The sequence below is a fragment of the Shimia sp. genome, from assembly GCF_039969785.1.
In the GTDB taxonomy this organism is placed as follows: Bacteria; Pseudomonadota; Alphaproteobacteria; order Rhodobacterales; family Rhodobacteraceae; genus Shimia.
In genome coordinates this window covers 35,524-52,826 of the sequence record NZ_JBDVNC010000048.1, presented here as the reverse complement: position 1 = coordinate 52,826, position 17,303 = coordinate 35,524, and the positions used below count along the sequence as shown (strand labels likewise).

Below are 17,303 nucleotides of genomic sequence, written 5' to 3'. Positions count from 1 at the left end.
CAACTGGGTGTTTTGACCGCGGTCCGGGTGAACTATATAGAAGGGTCTGAAGTGCGGGCGTAGGGGGCACAAAAGCGTGCTAAGATTCTTCTTTTCCTTTTTCGGGGCGATTTTCACCCTGTTGACGATGGGCGTGGCGGTGGTGGCTTTGTCGATTGGCGCGGTGTTTTGGATTTACGGGCAGGAATTGCCAAGTCACGAAAGCCTCGCGCAGTACAAGCCCCCCACCATCAGCCGGATTTATTCGGGTGAAGGGCAGATCATGGATGAATTTGCCAAGGAACGGCGCTTGTTTGTTCCGGCAGATGAAATTCCTGACATGGTGAAAGAAGCGTTCATTTCGGCGGAAGACAAGAATTTTTACAGCCACAAGGGCTATGACGCGCGCGGTATTGCGGCCGCCGGGGTCGAGGCAATCCAGTCACGCGGTCAGAATGTGCGCGGCGCGTCTACGATCACGCAGCAGGTGATGAAAAACTTTTTGTTGTCCGGCGACCGCAAGATTGAGCGCAAGATCAAGGAAATCATACTGGCGACGCGAGTCGAAGAAACGCTGAGCAAGGACCAGATATTGGAGCTGTATCTGAACGAGATTTTTCTGGGGCAAAACTCTTATGGGGTCGCAGCGGCGGCTCAGACCTATTTTGACAAGAACCTGAGCGAGCTGGAACCGCATGAAGCGGCAACGTTGGCGTCAATGCCCAAGGCACCGGGCAAATTTCATCCGGTGCGCAACAAAGAACGCGTGTTGGACCGGCGCAATTTTGTGCTGCGTGAAATGCAGGAAAACGGCTATATCACGCAGGCCGTGTATGAATCCGAAAGAGAAATGCCACTGCGGTCGGTTCAGAATGGCGACTTTGCGAGCTTTAAGTCTTCGTTGCCGCCGCGTGACTATTTCACGGATGAAATCCGTCGCCAGCTGAGCCGGGACTTTGGGGAAGAGGAGTTCTTTTCCGGCGGTATGACAGTGCGCGCCACGGTTGACCCGGAAATGCAGACTATTGCGGCGCGCGCATTGCGCCATGCATTGGAAAAATATGACCGATCCCGGGGTGTTTGGCGTGGTACGGGGGAGGTGATTGATCCTGCTTTGTTGACAGATGAGGCCGCGTGGCGTGAGGCGCTGAGTGCGCTTGATGTGCCGCGTGATGTTGATCTGGAAGGTGTTTGGCATCCCGCCGTTGTGCTGGAAGTCGGCAAGAATGATGCACGCATCGGGATCGAAGATATTGAGGAAGACGCTGACGGACATTGGGTGCCGGCCAAGGATGTGACCTGGGCGCGCAAGCGGCTGGAAGACGGGCAGCTGGGGCGCAAGGGCAAGGTTGCAGGCGATCTGGTTTCGGTTGGCGATGTTGTGCTGGTACGCGCCGTCACCAAAGATGACAGCGGCGAATTTGTACGCTGGTCGCTGCGCCAGATTCCTGAAGTGCAGGGCGGCTTTATGGCCATGGACGTGAATAACGGCCGGGTTATCGCGATGCAGGGTGGGTTTTCGTATCAGGATTCGGTGTTCAATCGCGCCACCCAAGCCAAGCGTCAGCCCGGATCGAGCTTTAAACCTTTTGTCTATGCTGCGGCTTTGGATAGCGGGTATTCCCCGGCGACAATCGTGATCGACGCGCCAATTGAGATCAACACACCTCAGGGATTGTGGCGGCCTCGTAACTCGACGAACAAGTTTTATGGCCCGACGCCCATGCGGACCGGGATCGAGATGAGCCGGAACCTGATGACCATTCGTCTGGCACAGGAAATCGGCATGAATCTGGTGGCCAATTACGCCGAACGGTTTGGTGTTTACGATCAGATGGGCGAGTTTCTGGCCAACTCTCTGGGGGCTGATGAAACGACGTTGTTTCAGATGGTTGCGGCCTATGCCATGTTCGCTAATGGTGGTGAGCGGGTCGAACCAACTTTGGTTGACCGGGTTCAGGACCGATACGGCAAGACAATCTATCGCCATGACCAGCGTGATTGCACCGACTGTGCAGACCCCGCCATTCCCGACACACGTGGACCGCGCATTGTGACCAACCGCGAACGTGTGATGAACGCGATCACCGCCTATCAGCTGACGTCGATGATGCAGGGCGTCGTGACGCGCGGAACGGCCAGCAGCCAGATCAAACTGCCGGTGCCTGTGGCGGGTAAAACCGGAACCACAAACGAAGCCAAAGATGTGTGGTTCATTGGGTTTACGTCGACAATTGTGGCGGGGTGTTACATTGGTCATGACCGTCCGCGCCCATTGGGTCGTGGAACATATGGCGGCACAACTTGCGGACCTGTGTTTCAGGAGTTCATGAAAGAGGCGATCGAGAAATACGGTGGAGGTAAGTTCCGCGTACCGCCGGGCGGACATTTCATCAAGATTGACCGTTATACCGGCGCGCGCCTGTCTGATGACGCAAGTGGTGCATCGGTTGTGGCTGAGTATTTCCGTGACGGTGAAGAGCCGATCTTTGGTATCTCATATGATGGTGGTTTTGCCATGGGGTCCAATTTGCCTCTGATCGAGGAAGTCGAGCGCTATGGTGGGCGTGAAGTGACCACCTCGTCGGGCAAGAAGGCGGTCGTGGGACCAAAGGCCGACTTTGGATCCGTCAGCTCAGGTGGGCTTTACTAAAGGACATCATTGGTTTGAGTCGCATTCCTATTGTTCCCAGGTATTTGCAGGGCTGTGGTGCCGACCTTGATATTTTGCCCGGGATCATTTCGGGCGACCACGTTTTTTTGACCGGGATGACGGGCAGCGCGCCAGATGGTGCCATGCCTCAAGACCCGGAAGATCAGTTCACGGGTGCTTTTGCAAAGATTGGTGCTGTTCTGGCCGAGGCGGGCGGTTCGCTTGACGATGTTGTTGAAATGACAAGCTATCACATCAGCCTAAAGGTGCATTTCGATGTTTTTGACGCCGTGCGCAAAGATGTCCTGAAAGCGCCGTATCCGGCATGGACCGCTGTTGAGGTGGCCGGGCTGAGGCGTGATGGCGCGCTTGTGGAAATCCGGGCCATTGCCCGCCGGGGCTGAGCGCTTTTTAAGGCGGCATAGGTTGCTCGTATGGGTGGGCTGGTCTATCACGCTGATCTGACCACTAAGAACGGAATTCCACCCATGCGCGCCGAAGCACAGAACACCGTTGCCGAAATTGAAAAATCCCTGAACCTGTTGCGACAGCGACTGGACTGGGAAACGGCGGAATATCGGCTGGAAGAATTCAATGCCCGGGTAGAAGACCCGGATTTGTGGAACGACCCGGATGGCGCGCAAAAGCTGATGCGCGAACGGCAAATGCTGGTGGATGCTATCGAAACCGTGCAATCCATCGAGACCGACATGAACGACAATGTCGAGATGATCGAGCTGGGTGAGATGGAAGAGGATGACGAGGTCATCAAGGACGCCGAACAGGCGCTGAAATCTCTGGCTGTCAAGGCGGCTGAGAAAGAGCTGGAGGCTTTGCTGGATGGCGAGGCGGACGGCAATGATACGTTTCTTGAGATCAATTCGGGTGCCGGAGGCACAGAGAGCTGTGACTGGGCCAGTATGCTGGCGCGGATGTATATCCGCTGGGCCGAAAAGAAGGGCTATAAGGTCGAGCTGCAATCAGAGACTGCGGGTGAAGAAGCCGGGATCAAGTCTGCTGCTTACAAGATTACCGGCCACAACGCATATGGCTGGTTAAAATCGGAAAGTGGCGTGCACCGGCTGGTACGAATTTCACCTTATGACTCGGCCGCGAAACGGCACACGTCGTTTTCGTCGGTCTGGGTTTATCCGGTGGTGGATGACAACATCGATATCGACGTGAACCCGTCGGATATCCGCATTGACACCTATCGGTCATCCGGGGCGGGTGGTCAGCACGTGAACACCACGGATTCGGCGGTGCGCATTACCCACATTCCAACCGGAATTGTTGTGACAAGCTCGGAAAAGTCTCAGCACCAGAACCGCGATATCGCCATGAAGGCGTTGAAATCTCGGCTGTATCAACAAGAACTGGACCGGCGCAACGCCGCCATCAACGAGGCGCACGAAGCCAAGGGTGATGCCGGTTGGGGCAACCAGATCAGATCGTATGTGTTGCAGCCCTATCAGATGGTCAAAGACCTGCGCACCAATCACGAAACCAGCGACACCAAAGGGGTGCTGGACGGCGATCTGGACGGGTTTATGGCCGCGACGCTGGCCATGGATGTGTCGGGCAAAAGTCGCGCAGACGCACAGGCAGAAGAATAAATTCTCTCGCGTCCGGGCCTTTAGTTTTTGCCTTTGATCAGACGGTCGGCCTTTTTGCGCACCAAAACAGAGCGCAGATCATGCATGGCCAGAAGCAACCCGTCTGTGATGTCTTCAAGCTGTTCTTCGCTGGCCTTTGATTGAACCCACTGCGTGGTCAGGTTCAGGTAATCCACGGCGCGGTGGATATCATCCATATCGCGTTGTGCCAGAAGCGCGCGTCGTTCGTCCATCCACGTGCGGATGGTATCAACGTCATAGTCTGACAATTTGCGGTCGCCCTGCGGCTTGACCTCGCCATTCTTGATGTTGACCACGGCGATCTGGTCCATTTCGATCCGGCGCTGGCGGTTTTCGGTATCCACCCGAAACACAGCCGCGCCATTTTCGCGAACCCGAAAGTAATACTCTGGCAGATCGCCGCTCATGATAGTGCCCCGTTAGTCGTTAGGTCAGTTTCGCGCAAAACGCCTGAATGCGTTCACACGCGGTTCTTAGTGCCTCGTCAGATGTAGCGTAGCTGACGCGAAAGTTGGGAGAAAGACCGAAGGCGGCCCCGAACACCACTGCAACGCCGGTTTCTTCGAGCAATGCCCGCGAAAAGGTTTCGTCATTGTCGATTGTAACACCGCTTGGCGTGGTTTTGCCAATCAGTCCGGCGATTGACGGGTAGACGTAAAATGCGCCCTCCGGGACCGGACAGGTCACGCCGGGGATCTCTGAAAGCATGGACACCACAAGATCGCGCCGCCGTTTGAACACAGCGTTATTGGTGGTCAGGAAATCCTGCGGACCGTTCAGTGCCTCGATGGCAGCCCATTGGCTGATCGAGCAGGGGTTTGACGTCGATTGCGATTGAATTTTGCGCATTGCCGCGATCAGCTCTACGGGGCCAGCCGCATAGCCAATTCGCCAGCCGGTCATGGCATAGGCTTTGGACACGCCGTTACAGGTCAGCGTGCGATCATAGAGAGCCGGTTCAATTTGCGCCGGGGTGCAGAATTCGAACCCGTCATAGGCCAGATGTTCATACATGTCATCGGTCATCACCCAGACATGAGGGTGACGCAACAGAACATCAGTCAGCCCTTTTAGTTCATCGCGCGAATACCCGGCTCCGGTTGGGTTGGACGGTGAATTGAAGATCAGCCATTTGGTTTTTGGCGTGATTGCCGCCTCAAGGTCGGCCGGCGTGATCTTGAAATTGTTCTCCAGGGTCGCGGGTGCGATCACAGGCGTGCCGCCGGCCAGCAAAACCATATCGGGGTAGCTGACCCAGTAGGGGGCAGGTATGACAACTTCGTCGCCCGGGTTCAGCGTGGCCATCAGCGCATTGTACAATATCTGTTTGCCGCCCGTGCCGACCGAAACTTGCTGAGGCGTATAGTCCAACCCGTTTTCGCGCTGGAACTTGTCACAGATCGCCTGTTTCAGCTCGGGGATACCATCAGGGGCAGTGTATTTCGTTTTGCCAGCATTGATGGCGGCGATACCGGCGGCCTTGATGTTTTCCGGCGTGTCAAAATCGGGTTCGCCCGCGCCCAGTCCGATAACGTCCTTACCGGCGGCTTTGAGTTCGCCAGCCAGCGTGGTGACGGCAATTGTGGGGGACGGTTTGACGCGTGAAAGTGTCTCAGACAGGAAAGACATGGGTGGCCTCGTTTGTAATCACTAGACCCATGTCTTAGGGTGCGCGCGAAACCCGTTCAAGTCTGATCGGAGAGAGGATCTGAATATGCCGCTGGAATATGACGATGAGACCAATTCTGAGGAATGGTATGGCGAAGATGTCGCGACATTCGGAGACCGGCTGGCCGCGGCGCGCGAAGCGGCGGGTCTGAAACGCATTGAGTTTGCCAAGCGTCTTGGCGTGAAGAAGGCCACGATTTCAGATTGGGAAGACGATCTGTCCGAACCGCGTGCCAACCGGTTGCAAATGATGGCGGGTCTGTTGAATGTTTCGGTGGGCTGGTTGCTGACCGGCGAAGGGGACGGCGTTGACGCCCCCGACGAAAGTCTGGACGGCGACGATCCGGGACTTGTTGCGTTGTTGGCAGATATCCGGGATGTGCGGGGCCGTATCAAAAGTGATCTCGACCGTCTGGCCCGGGTCGAAAAGGCGTTGCGCAAAAGGCTGATCGAAAATGAGTGAACTGCGTGAACATCGCCTGAAACGCATGAAAATGCGCTCTATGCGGCGTGGCATCAAAGAGATGGACCTGATCCTTGCGCGCTATGCGGATGACAATCTGGAAGATATGGACGCCGCCATGTTGGATCTGTACGACGCTTTGCTGCATGAAAATGACCAGGATCTTTATCAGTGGGTGACCGGGCAAACACCGGCACCTGAGTCGTATCAGGCGCTGATCAAAGACATTTCCCAAGCCATAAATGGCGCTGAATAGTTCGCATTTTAGCGGTCTTTGTCTCACTTAACTGATTGTTCGGCTTTATCCGTCAGGGTCCGATTAACATTAGTAGTCGGAGACGAAGATGAGCTTTCATACATCCATGGGGGGGAGCCCGGAGCAGGGCTTCATGGCGGGTTATCTTGACTCCCTGGCGCTGGTCGAGCGATTGCATCGGCTTTTGTTGGATGTGATCAAGGACGAGTTTGAACGTGTTGGCGTTTTAGAAATCAACGCTGTTCAGGCGCTGTTGCTGTTTAATATTGGCGACAACGAGGTCACTGCGGGCGAGCTGAAATCGCGCGGGTATTATCAGGGCAGCAATGTCAGCTATAATCTGAAGAAGCTGGTCGAGATGGAATATATGCATCACCAGCGGTGCGAGATTGACCGGCGTTCTGTACGGGTGCGGCTGACCGACAAGGGGCGCAAAATCCGTGATATTGTTGCAGCGCTGTTTGAACGTCATGCTGACGGGCTGCGGTCAAAAGGTGTTTTGGGGCCAGAGGGTATCGAAAGTATCATCCACGCGCTTCGCCGTGTTGAACGGTACTGGACCGATCAAATTCGATACATTTATTGACTGCGTGCTGCGACCAGCGTTTTCCACGCAGGTATTGCATTCCCAGTACGGGTCGCGGGGGCGGCAGGGAGCGTCGCAAGCGATGGTCCCTGCAACTCGCGTTTTAGCTTGCGCACCATCGCGCGTTCATAGTCCGAAAACCCAAGCGCAGTTTCAACAAATGCATCGGGGCCTTGAATGACCCACGCACGAAAGTAGCTGGATAAGGCAGCAATGTCGGCATGGCGGGCATCCCCAGAGGCGGCATCATCAGCCCCAATCACCAAAGCGTTGATCGTGATATTCTCCCCCAATCGCGTATCGCGGGGCAGGGGGCCAGTGTTGGACATACCGTCGCCGGAGATGTCGAGTGTGCGCTTCCAACACTCTGGCTTGCGCGCCAAAAGCGCGCCTCCAAACAGTTTTGCGCTGCCGATTGCGGTTGGCGGCCCCATCGGAATTCGCAGGACAGCTCTTAGATCGTTGGCGATATTGGTCAAAACGGGGGCCGCATCAACCTCGGTCCACGGGATGAGCAATCGCTGATCATTTGGGCCACTCCATTCAAAAACAGAAATCTGAACCGGATGTGCGGCCCACGCGAGCAGGGCGACTTGGACATCAGGATGCGCAAACGCATTGGCAAGCCCGTCCAATTGCATCCTGTATTCATCGGCATCGACCGATCCCGATACATCCAATCCTAGCGATAGAGCCTGACGACACCCTGCGAACAGCTGAGTGGCTGTTGTCAAAAGCAATAAGCCGACCAACGCAAGGTGTTTCATTTCAAAGGATTCAGCGACGACACCGCAATGGGCGCAAGTTCGCGTTCCAGTTTACGGCGCAACGCGCGTTCGTAATCGTCAAAGCCATTTGCAATTTCCAGAAAGGCTCCGGGTCCGTAAAGCACCTCTTCCCAGTAATAGTCGCCGATATGCGCGGGAACTGAAGTTTCTGCAGCGGCCGTTGATCCGGCCGTTTCGATGGCCAGACCATTCACCGTGACACCGGCAAATGGAAAATGTGCATAGGCCTGTTTCGGCGTGAAGCCTTCGTTGTTGCGCCCATCACCGCTGACATCGACGGTCTGTGCGTGACAAACGGGTGCGCTTTGTAACATCGTGGCGGCGTGCCCCATCGCATGCCCAAGCGCTGTCGGAAATTCAGACGTAGAACGCTGTGATCGTGCAAGGCTGGACGCCGCTGAAAAAAGGTCGGATTGCGAGCCGATCAACGTCCAGTCCAACAAAAGTTTCTGATTGCTGCGCCCGCTCCATTCAAACACGGCAAGCGCAACAGGTTGTGGCGACTGGAAAAATGCCGCCTGCACTTCGGGGGCGATCAGGGCGGCGGCCAAACCGGTGCGTTGAAGCGTGTCTTCTGATGCATCCACTGACGATGAAACGTCCATCGCGAGAACAAGCGCAAGGCGGCACGCGACCGCCTTGGCCGGCAGGCTTGCTGTGGCAAGCCCGGCAATGAGGCAGGCGCGGATCACCAGTGCCCGGTGCTTTCCATGCTGGCCCATGGTTCGGCTGGTTCCAGCGCCGGGCCCTGCTGAAGCAATTCGATGGACACATTGTCGGGCGAGCGCACAAACGCCATATTGCCATCACGTGGCGGACGGTTGATGACAACGCCATTGTCCTGAAGCTTTTGGCACATCTCGTAGATATTGCCGACTTCATAGGCGAGATGTCCAAAGTGACGTCCGTCGCTGGGCAGCCCTTCGTCGCCATCCCAGTTGTAAGTCAGTTCCAGCGGGCAATCGTGATCACCGTCGGCGGCAAGAAAGATTAGGGTAAAGCGGCCTGCTTCGTTTTCCCGGCGTCTGATTTCTTTGAGGCCCAGCAGCCCATAAAAGGCGATAGAGGCGTCAAGATCCGAGACGCGGACCATCGTGTGAAGGTATTTCAGGTGCATAGGTGCTCCGGCGTTGTTGCGATTTTGGGATTGCAATAGTGTATTGTCTGGCGCGCAGGAGTCGAGAGGTCGTGATCAAAACGAAGATCGAATGCCGAAATTTATAGCAAATTGTCTGGTGTCAAAACGGCTGACATTGGAGTTTGTTTCCAATGCGCGCAGGGTCACAACCGGGGCAAAACCGGCATATTGCATTTTCTGCAATGTGAAATCGACCTGTCCTGAAACCGACGTGTCCTGACGCCCACCGGGTACGACGATAAATCCGACGCGGTAATTGGCATAATCGCTGAAACCAAAATTCAGACCGGCGCTGACGTTCACCGCACCTATTGGTTTGGCAAATGTATAGCGAAATCTGGCGACAGTTCCGCGTGATGAAAACACGGGATTGCCGTCTTCGAGCCTGCTAAAGGCGAGGCTGGCCGAGACAGTGTCGCCACGCGGCGTGGTCTTGAATACCCCGCCGCGCAGATTTGTGTAGGTGTCGTGTTTTTGTCCGGGGGCATCTAGGTAGCGCCATTCATTTTGTGCCGTCAGAGAAAATGTCAGCGTTTTTGAATGTTGCCAGGTCGCGCCAGCTTCCAGGCGGGCGAGATCGTGCAGGGGATCATCTGCTTTCCACGCGCGCCCGACAGCAGCCCCCATGGACCAGATCGGACCGGATTTGCTTTGGCGAAAGCTATGACGCAGTCCGGTTTCCAACTGGGTATAAGCGTAATCGGAACCACGTGCCCCCGGAGCGATGGATTTTGCATCATCCGACAGAGCCACGCGTCGCGAGAAATACCGTCCAAAAATTCGGGTCTCGCTCGTCTGAGACTCGTTGAGACGATAACTAAGACGGGCATTCAGCATGGCCTCGACACCCGAAAGTGCCATTGCGTCACCAACGTTCACGCCAATCACTGGCACGCCGTCTATGATCATGTACCGCGACAACGACCCGTTGTTGACGTTGGATGACGGGGCAGCAGAAAAGTCGAGATGAAAGCGAAACGGGTTTTGGGCGCGTACCCGTTTGAAATCGCGTTCAACGCTGCGCTGTTGCACCTCGCTTGACGCTTCGCTGTGCGCGCGACGCAGCCAATATTGTGCCCAAGTGAGGGACTTGTCCTGATAGGCCAGCTTTGCGCTCAGGCTGGCTGAGTGAAATCGTTGCACATCAGTTTGCGCGTAGCGAAACGCCAGTCGGGAAGATTTACGTGCGGCGTCAACGGCGCCCTTTCGTGATTGTGTTACCGCAAGGGCATAATGGGCGGTGGGATCGCGTGGATCGTATTGAAGCAGGCTTCCGGCCACGACCTGAGCGGCTTCTGTCTGGTTGGTGCGCAAGGCATGAACCATGACCTGACGGGCTTGGTTGGGTGTTATTGCGTCTGTATTAATCAGTGAAACGTCCGGCGTTGACTGCGCCCAGACCAGACCGGAGTACAGCGCAATCAGACCCGCACAAGTGGCCGCCGCGACCTTAGGGAGAAACATTTGAGCAAATGCTCGCGTCGCCGGAAACACCGCATTGGGTCAGAACAAAGAAACCACGTTCAAGTTCGTCATCGATATCGTCCCAGAATTCGCTCAGGCTTGTTGCGCCGCCGACATAAGCTGAGTCTGTACCGCCAAATACACCGCCGTAGTCCCCGATATCTTGTTCAACAACGCCGGAAAATTCGACCTCACCGGTAAAGCTGCCATCGGTTCCAATATCGGTGACGATCAGTGCTAAGTCAGGCAAGTCCACAGGTGTTGTCAAAAGCAACTGACGGTCGTAGATGCCGCCGTTGACTGCCATGTCAGAGAAGTTGGCATTTAAAAAGACCTGACCGCTGATCATGATAGGCTCGCCAGGAAGAAGGGATGGATCCACACCCGGGACTGTGGTTGGTGACTGAATGTTGGTTAATGCTGCGTAGTCACCAGCATATGAAACCTGACCCGCAGCTGGACCTGTTCCAATATCGGGGGCGTCAAAGTCACCCTCTCGTTTATAGTAAGCACCTTGAAGAACGCGATTAAACTGGCCGCCATCTCCGACGACTCCGCTTTGAATTGAGCCATCGGCGCTTTCGCCGACCATAGCTATAAAGAAGCGATCCAAGCTGTCTTCTTGAACTGTATAGGCCTCGTATGCGCCGATGTCGCGTGTCACATCGCGGTTGTAGACAACATCAACTGGCGTAGAATCTAGTGCGTATACTGAGGCGGTCAAAGTTTTGGTTGTCGCGTCATAACTGAACGATTTCAAATTGCCTGCAATTTCGTCAGAAATGATGGATGTGGATTCCGTTTCGGTTTCTGTAGCCGTTTCTGTTTCCGTCGCGGTTTCAGTTTCTGCCACGAACGGATTACCTGAGCCACAGGCAATAAGTGTGGCCAAGCTAGCCACGCAAGTCAAAGCTCGGATCATTTTTGTGCCTCAAAACTGTTCGTCCGGTTTTCCGGATCGTTGCTGAGAGAGTCTGCGAACTGCCCAGTAAAGTCAATAATTGTTAACCCAAATGCCTTTGTGCTGTTGCTTTCAAATCGCCACAATCCTGTGGTTCCATGCGTCGTAACCTCAATATATAGTGGCGCGAAACCAACAAAGACTCACAAGGGAATCGCCCAAATGTCGTTGACCCCCGAACAACAGGCCGAAATTGACGAGCTTCGTGCCAATCCTGCCCCCACTTTGCGCGCCGTGAGCGAAGGGATGGAAAAGCATCTCTATTCGGCAATTCCAGTTCTGGATCATGGCTTTGTGCGGGTTATCGACTATATGGGCGACGATGCTGCAATTTGTCAGGCTGCGCGCGTAAGTTATGGCAAAGGCACCAAGAGCGTTCAGAACGACGAGGGGCTGATCCGGTATTTGATGCGCCACTGGCATTCGACGCCGTTTGAAATGTGTGAAGTCAAGTTGCACGTAAAGCTGCCCGTGTTTGTTGCGCGCCAGTGGATCCGTCATCGCACGGCCAATGTGAACGAATATTCTGCGCGCTATTCCATTCTGGATCGTGAATTTTACATTCCGGCGCCTGAACATGTTGCGGCCCAATCGCTGGTGAACAATCAGGGGCGGGGCGAGGCTTTGCAAGGCGAGGAAGCAGCCCGCGTTCTGGAAATGTTGAAAGCTGACAGTACGCGCAGTTATGACAGTTATGAGGCGATGATCAGCCAGGACGGACAACAAGGATTGGCGCGTGAATTGGCGCGTATGAACCTGCCCGCAAACATCTATACCCAATGGTATTGGAAGGTGGACCTGCACAATTTGTTGCATTTCCTGCGGTTGCGGGCGGATGCGCATGCGCAATATGAAATTCGCGTTTATGCGGATGCGATTTGTAAAGTCGTTGCCGATTGGGTTCCGGCCGCATACCGGGCGTTTGAAGATTATCGGATGGGCGCAGTCAGCATGTCGGCGCAAATGATGGACTGCTTGCGTCGTATGGTTAAGGGCGAGGTCGTGGAGCAGAGTACGTCTGGAATGAGCGCGCGGGAATGGCGTGAATTTCAGGATATGTTAAACGACTGATCAGATGATCGGTTAAATGTGCGCACGAAACATATTGTTTCCACATAGGAAATTGACAGTTTCCCGGTGCGCGCACTAGATTAACGGTATTAACCAGTTTGTCTGCAGCAACCGGAGCGATTGTCCAATGAAGAAATTTTACATTTTAGCCGCTGCGCTCGCGCTGACGGCTGCGCCAGCGGTGGCGCAGACCTGGAGTAGCAACGCACCCCAGATCGGTCCGGTAAATCAGCCCGAGGGTGTCTTGATTCATCCATATCCCGCCAGCGCAAATTATTGCCCGTACGGGCTTCAGCCTGTGACGATGAATGGCGTCGTTTGTTGTGGAACTCCAACGACTTCTGAGACGTATTACAACCGCGCAGGCGGCAAGCGTCGCGTCAGCACAAGCAGCTGCCCGCCCGGCGTCAAAGGCTGTTATTAACGCATAGCAGATCGGGGCGCCTGAATTGCGCCCCGACCTTATGAGTTAGAGTAGCTTGAGATCGCCAGCCATATCGCGGCCATCGCGCCCCTGAAGCATTTCGAATTCAACTTTCTGGTTGTCAGCCAGCCCTGTCAGGCCAGACCGCTCCACTGCTGAAATATGTACGAAGACGTCTTTTCCGCCGTCTTCCGGCTCAATAAATCCAAAGCCTTTTGTGGTGTTAAACCATTTTACGGTACCGCGTGGCATACCGTTCTCCTTTTATCACTTAAGTCTCTCTGCGTTCTCACGCACAGGGCGCACCCAAAATCAAATCCCAAAAATTCGTTTTCTGCGGACATCAATGATGAAATGCTCCGCGCGCAGGATTACATTTCGGATATAAATTGCAAGCAAAACCGGCGTGATATTCGATTTTGCTTGTTCAGGCAGAGCAGTTGAAAGTGGGGAACTCAAGTGAAACTATTTGGGATAAAAACATGCGATACGTGTCGTAAGGCACTAAAAGAATTGAACAATGTTGAGTTTGTGGATGTCAGATCAGATGGCATTTCATACGACCTGTTGACGCGCGCACATGCTGAATTTGGCGCCGCTTTGGTCAATACCCGCTCAACTACGTGGCGAGGTTTGAGCGATGAAGATCGGGCCAAAGACCCGCTTGTTCTGTTGCAAGAGCATCCAACATTGATGAAGCGGCCTTTGATTGAGAAAGGCGGTGCTTTGTTTCTGGGTTGGAATGAGCAAGTTAAGGCGGCCCTTGGATAATCAGTGCGCACGCCTTACATGAAACCAACGGAATTCAGGAGGCATTCATGCGCAACGCGGCTTTGACTTTGGGTATCATTGCAGGGGTCATTGGTATGATCGTTGGCTTCTTTGGATGGGGATATACAGAAGTCATAGCACGTTATGGCGAGGTACCGGACCTTGCCGAGCAAGTTGATAATGTTCAGCTGGTCAGAGCAGGCGCGTTAGTAGCGCCGCTGTTAGCCATAGCAGGCGGTGCTATGGCCCGCTCCCGTGCGTTGTGGGGCGGTATTTTGTTGTTGGCATCAGCGGCCGGTATGTACGCGGCCTTTGGGTTCAACGCCTTTACGATGTTCCCGATAAGCTTCGCCGGGCTGGGCGGCATTCTTGCGATTGCCGCCGGTAAGCCCGACGAAGAACAGGCGCATTTCTGACTTTCAGAGGCGTGCCTTGAGGATACGATCAAGCGAAATCGGCCCGGCACCTTTGATCAGAATAATCACAAACAGGAAAATCCAGAATGTGCGTTGGTCGATGATCACGCTGTCAGGAACCCGGTCGAACCAGGCGCCAACAGATTTGGGATCTTCGATCAGGTGGTGACCGTAAAGATCGGTCAGAGTCTGCACCACAATAAATCCGATCATCCCCACCGCAGCCAATCGGCTGAGCAATCCAAGAATGATCAAAAGCGGCAAGATGAATTCTGCCAGCGTACCGGCAACAACAACTGCCCAGTGGAACATGCTCAGCTGACTTGCGTCATACCCAACAGCCTCAATCGCTTTGGGGAAGATCTGCGCATAAGCGCCGACGCTGGGGATAAATAGGCCGAAGATGCCATCGCCTACTTTGGTCAGCGCTGAATTCCAGAAATACATAGCCAACGTCGCGGCAAAGACGAAACGGGCCAGTGTTGGCAGCAACCAGTCTAGACGCTCCAATCGTTCAGCAAGTCCATTGTATAGTGTAAGAAGTGTGTGCATTGGGTATTCCGTGAGTTTAGTGTTTTGTTTTTATTTTAGTAATTGCGTTGCCCGAAAGCAGGAGCGCGAGCAAAGCGCCCAAATCAAACTCGGCTGCTTGTTGAGTGCCCTTATCTGCAGCCGCCCCCAGAGTTTCACCTGACATTAACGCGTGCAGACAGGCAGCAGCGCCGGGTGCCAAGGCAGACGGTTTCGGGTCAAATTCTGCGCGCAGAATCACAATGTCTTGCGCGATTGCTTCGGGCTTTGGACCGTCGTCCATATTGAACGCCCAGATCGCATGAACAGGCCAACGTGATGATAGAACCTCGAGCGCGGGCGCAAACTGAAACCTGACATCGCCCAATTCCATTGGCGGGATCAAACCAAGTGCATCGGGTGCAATTGGCGTGGAATCCGCAGCGTGATAAGCGCGCCGCAGGGCGAGTTCCAAGCGTGCAACATCCCCAAGATACCCAAGATGGGCCAGCTGTTGCATCGTTTCGAGAAACTCGGGGAACTGCGCGCCGTAATGCATCATCAAAGGTGAAGAGGGCGGGTGTTGGCGCAGGAACATTCCGGCCAGGGCTTTGAAATTCTCTTCACCCAAAAGCTTTGCGATGGCGGGAAATCCCGTCTCAAGCGCCTCGGTCAGTGAAACGGCGACATTGTTGCGATAGACGTCAAAGCGGCGTCCGGCGGCGTGACCCTCGGAATCGATCAAGCCCGGTGGGCGATCCTGAGCTCTGTCCAAAAGTGCACCGCGAAAGGTGGTTTGATCGACGGAGGTGTTCATGCGTGCACCGGTGCCAGCGCAGCGGCGGCGCGCACTGCCTCGGCATGCAGTTCTGGCCATTCCGGAACGTCATTGTCCCATTCGATCAGGACCGGGCGCGGACCTGACAGGGACAGGACATGATCCAGCAATGCCCAGACGGGATCGAAGACGGGTTTGCCGTGACTATCGATCAGCAGAACATGGCCGTGTTCGTCTTCGTCCTCGTCATGCCCACCCAGATGAATTTCGCCAACTTTTTCCAGTGGGAAATCTGCGATGTAGCTTTTAGGGTCGTAATCCAGATTTGTGGCGGACACGAAAACGTTGTTCACATCCAGCAACAGACCACAGCCAGTGCGGTTGGACACTTCGCGCAGGAAATCCGGTTCTGACCACGTGCTTTCGGCAAATGCCAGATAGCTGGACGGGTTTTCGAGCATCATTTGACGCCCGATTGTATTCTGCAACCGGTCGATATGCGCGCAGACCCGCGCCAGGGTGTCCTGGGTATAGGGCAGGGGCAAGAGATCGTTCAGAAACGCGCCTTCATGGGTGGACCATGCGAGATGTTCCGAAAAAACAGCGGGTTTCAGCCAGTCATTGAGATGTTTGAGACGTGCGAGGTGGTCGGTATCAAGATCGCCTTCACCGCCAATAGACAACCCGACACCATGCACAGACATGGCAAATCGTTCGGACAAATGACGCAATTGGGCCAACGGACGTCCGCCCGAGCCCATGTAGTTTTCCGCATGTATTTCCAACCATGCAACCGCGCCCGGGTCTTCAACCAGGTTTTGGTAGTGCTGAGGTTTATAGCCGACCCCTGGCGCATTGGGCAGCGTCGTCGGACGGTGAGGCGCGTCGAACATTTGAATGTCTCCGGCTTAGGCAGGCAGATCGCGGTCAAGCGCTTCCAAGGCGGGCTGGCGGGGTGTTCCATCGGCCATGTCAGGTAGCTCAATGCTTAGACATGTACCTTTGTCGACCAACATCCACGAATTGCCCTGATAATCGACCGTTGAGGTCCCTGCGCAGCTTGTTCCCGGTCCGGCGGCACAGCCATTGTGACCGGCCTCGGAAATTCCAAAGCACTTTTCTTTGGTTGCGGCGTCAACTGGTGTCGCATGCGTCGAAAATACTGTGGCAACGGCGGCGGCCACGGCAATGGAAGAAAGGTGTTTGGGATTCATTTTACCGTTTCCTAACAATGTCTTGTTTCATGAATGCTACGTCCAAATGTGTTGGACCACCGCAGTTTAGCATGAACAGTGGAAATCTGGCGAACCCGATTATTCTGGGTAGGGTGGTCCCGGCAAAAGGGGCGCCGGGACCGGGAGTTTAGTTCAGCTTGGGATGTCGCGCTCAAGTGGCTCGAGCGAACCTGCGCGCGCGCCGCCGTCTGCCATTGCAGGCAGCTCCATGGTTGCGCAAGAACCAGCGTCAACCAATGTCCAGGCGTTGCCCTGATAGTCTACAGAAGACGTGCCGGCGCATGTTGTACCGGGGCCCGCGGCGCAGTCATTCTGACCTGCCAACGAAACACCGTAGCATTTCTCCTGACCAGCTGCTGAAGCGGTTGTTGCATGAGCGCTCAGTGCTGCAGCTACTGCGCCTGCAACGGCGAGGGTTTTGACAGTATTCGACATTTTCTATTCCCTTTCGGTTTTTGAAACTCGGCCACAAGTGCCGTGGATGGAATGAGATTAGCCCTGAGAG

General features: G+C 54.8%; 23 protein-coding genes. 10 read left to right on the top strand and 13 right to left on the bottom strand.

Translation table 11 applies throughout. The features are described from left to right. Positions 1-76: 76 nt before the first annotated feature. From ABJI08_RS21090 to prfB, 3 genes are all read left to right on the top strand, one after another. Positions 77-2,632, top strand: coding sequence for a penicillin-binding protein 1A (locus ABJI08_RS21090; RefSeq protein WP_348403820.1), 2,556 nt, complete (start codon positions 77-79; stop codon positions 2,630-2,632). A 14-nt stretch (positions 2,633-2,646) separates the two neighbouring features. After that, positions 2,647-3,036, top strand: a complete 390-nt coding sequence (locus ABJI08_RS21085; protein WP_348403819.1) for a RidA family protein — start codon at positions 2,647-2,649, stop codon at positions 3,034-3,036. Between the two features lie 84 nt (positions 3,037-3,120). Next, positions 3,121-4,248 carry a peptide chain release factor 2 gene (gene prfB, locus ABJI08_RS21080; protein ID WP_348404019.1) on the top strand — a complete coding sequence of 376 codons (1,128 nt, stop codon included), beginning with the start codon at positions 3,121-3,123 and terminating at the stop codon, positions 4,246-4,248. Between the two features lie 20 nt (positions 4,249-4,268). Here prfB and ABJI08_RS21075 read toward each other — a convergent pair whose 3' ends face one another. Together ABJI08_RS21075 and ABJI08_RS21070 are read right to left on the bottom strand one after the other, a co-directional pair. Next, on the bottom strand, positions 4,269-4,676 hold the full coding sequence (locus tag ABJI08_RS21075) for a hypothetical protein (RefSeq protein ID WP_348403818.1): 408 nt from the start codon (positions 4,674-4,676) through the stop codon (positions 4,269-4,271). 19 nt (positions 4,677-4,695) lie between these two features. Beyond that, positions 4,696-5,898 (bottom strand): pyridoxal phosphate-dependent aminotransferase, encoded by a 1,203-nt coding sequence (locus tag ABJI08_RS21070; RefSeq protein WP_348403817.1) that lies wholly within the window; start codon positions 5,896-5,898, stop codon positions 4,696-4,698. Between the two features lie 85 nt (positions 5,899-5,983). On the opposite strand from ABJI08_RS21070, the gene ABJI08_RS21065 reads away from it, so the two are divergent. The 3 genes from ABJI08_RS21065 to ABJI08_RS21055 all read left to right on the top strand — a co-directional run bounded on the left by ABJI08_RS21065 (position 5,984) and on the right by ABJI08_RS21055 (position 7,242). Beyond that, positions 5,984-6,400, top strand: coding sequence for a helix-turn-helix transcriptional regulator (locus tag ABJI08_RS21065; RefSeq protein WP_348403816.1), 417 nt, complete (start codon positions 5,984-5,986; stop codon positions 6,398-6,400). Further along, a complete protein-coding gene (locus tag ABJI08_RS21060; protein ID WP_348403815.1) occupies positions 6,393-6,656 on the top strand; it encodes a succinate dehydrogenase assembly factor 2 in 264 nt (87 codons plus the stop codon). The genes ABJI08_RS21065 and ABJI08_RS21060 overlap by 8 nt, the downstream gene beginning before the upstream one ends. Before the next feature lie 88 nt (positions 6,657-6,744). Continuing rightward, positions 6,745-7,242: a winged helix DNA-binding protein gene (locus tag ABJI08_RS21055; RefSeq protein ID WP_348403814.1), complete on the top strand. Its 498-nt coding sequence runs from the start codon at positions 6,745-6,747 to the stop codon at positions 7,240-7,242. Here ABJI08_RS21055 and ABJI08_RS21050 read toward each other — a convergent pair. From ABJI08_RS21050 to ABJI08_RS21030, 5 genes are all read right to left on the bottom strand, one after another. Beyond that, complete coding sequence (locus tag ABJI08_RS21050; protein WP_348403813.1) at positions 7,236-7,976, bottom strand: DUF1194 domain-containing protein; 741 nt, start codon at positions 7,974-7,976, stop codon at positions 7,236-7,238. The two genes, ABJI08_RS21055 and ABJI08_RS21050, sit on opposite strands and share 7 nt — an antisense overlap. Before the next feature lie 29 nt (positions 7,977-8,005). Continuing rightward, positions 8,006-8,752: a DUF1194 domain-containing protein gene (locus tag ABJI08_RS21045; protein ID WP_348403812.1), complete on the bottom strand. Its 747-nt coding sequence runs from the start codon at positions 8,750-8,752 to the stop codon at positions 8,006-8,008. Beyond that, positions 8,719-9,147 (bottom strand): VOC family protein, encoded by a 429-nt coding sequence (locus ABJI08_RS21040; protein ID WP_348403811.1) that lies wholly within the window; start codon positions 9,145-9,147, stop codon positions 8,719-8,721. Before ABJI08_RS21040 ends, ABJI08_RS21045 begins: the two co-directional genes overlap by 34 nt. A 75-nt stretch (positions 9,148-9,222) precedes the next feature. After that, the gene (locus ABJI08_RS21035) at positions 9,223-10,632 is read right to left on the bottom strand and encodes a hypothetical protein (protein ID WP_348403810.1); all 1,410 of its coding nucleotides are present in this window, start codon (positions 10,630-10,632) and stop codon (positions 9,223-9,225) included. Continuing rightward, a complete protein-coding gene (locus ABJI08_RS21030; protein ID WP_348403809.1) occupies positions 10,619-11,524 on the bottom strand; it encodes a hypothetical protein in 906 nt (301 codons plus the stop codon). The genes ABJI08_RS21035 and ABJI08_RS21030 overlap by 14 nt, the downstream gene beginning before the upstream one ends. 231 nt (positions 11,525-11,755) lie before the next feature. On the opposite strand from ABJI08_RS21030, the gene thyX reads away from it, so the two are divergent. Both thyX and ABJI08_RS21020 read left to right on the top strand, forming a co-directional pair. Further along, positions 11,756-12,664 carry an FAD-dependent thymidylate synthase gene (gene thyX, locus ABJI08_RS21025; RefSeq protein WP_348403808.1) on the top strand — a complete coding sequence of 303 codons (909 nt, stop codon included), beginning with the start codon at positions 11,756-11,758 and terminating at the stop codon, positions 12,662-12,664. 127 nt (positions 12,665-12,791) lie between these two features. After that, positions 12,792-13,088 (top strand): hypothetical protein, encoded by a 297-nt coding sequence (locus ABJI08_RS21020; protein ID WP_348403807.1) that lies wholly within the window; start codon positions 12,792-12,794, stop codon positions 13,086-13,088. 45 nt (positions 13,089-13,133) lie between these two features. Here the strand turns inward: ABJI08_RS21020 and ABJI08_RS21015 are convergent, their stop codons facing one another. Then, positions 13,134-13,340, bottom strand: a complete 207-nt coding sequence (locus ABJI08_RS21015; RefSeq protein WP_348403806.1) for a cold-shock protein — start codon at positions 13,338-13,340, stop codon at positions 13,134-13,136. A 207-nt stretch (positions 13,341-13,547) separates the two neighbouring features. On the opposite strand from ABJI08_RS21015, the gene ABJI08_RS21010 reads away from it, so the two are divergent. Then, complete coding sequence (locus tag ABJI08_RS21010) at positions 13,548-13,859, top strand: ArsC/Spx/MgsR family protein (protein ID WP_348403805.1); 312 nt, start codon at positions 13,548-13,550, stop codon at positions 13,857-13,859. 47 nt (positions 13,860-13,906) lie between these two features. Next, on the top strand, positions 13,907-14,275 hold the full coding sequence (locus ABJI08_RS21005) for a hypothetical protein (protein WP_348403804.1): 369 nt from the start codon (positions 13,907-13,909) through the stop codon (positions 14,273-14,275). 3 nt (positions 14,276-14,278) lie between these two features. On the opposite strand, the gene ABJI08_RS21000 is transcribed toward ABJI08_RS21005, so the two are convergent. The 5 genes from ABJI08_RS21000 to ABJI08_RS20980 all read right to left on the bottom strand — a co-directional run bounded on the left by ABJI08_RS21000 (position 14,279) and on the right by ABJI08_RS20980 (position 17,233). Continuing rightward, on the bottom strand, positions 14,279-14,827 hold the full coding sequence (locus ABJI08_RS21000; RefSeq protein WP_348403803.1) for a DoxX family membrane protein: 549 nt from the start codon (positions 14,825-14,827) through the stop codon (positions 14,279-14,281). A 16-nt stretch (positions 14,828-14,843) separates the two neighbouring features. Continuing rightward, positions 14,844-15,602 carry a DNA-binding domain-containing protein gene (locus ABJI08_RS20995; protein WP_348403802.1) on the bottom strand — a complete coding sequence of 253 codons (759 nt, stop codon included), beginning with the start codon at positions 15,600-15,602 and terminating at the stop codon, positions 14,844-14,846. Next, complete coding sequence (locus ABJI08_RS20990; RefSeq protein WP_348403801.1) at positions 15,599-16,456, bottom strand: DUF692 domain-containing protein; 858 nt, start codon at positions 16,454-16,456, stop codon at positions 15,599-15,601. Before ABJI08_RS20990 ends, ABJI08_RS20995 begins: the two co-directional genes overlap by 4 nt. 15 nt (positions 16,457-16,471) lie before the next feature. Next, a complete protein-coding gene (locus tag ABJI08_RS20985; protein WP_348403800.1) occupies positions 16,472-16,777 on the bottom strand; it encodes a DUF2282 domain-containing protein in 306 nt (101 codons plus the stop codon). Between the two features lie 153 nt (positions 16,778-16,930). Then, positions 16,931-17,233, bottom strand: a complete 303-nt coding sequence (locus tag ABJI08_RS20980) for a DUF2282 domain-containing protein (protein ID WP_348403799.1) — start codon at positions 17,231-17,233, stop codon at positions 16,931-16,933. Positions 17,234-17,303: the final 70 nt, after the last annotated feature.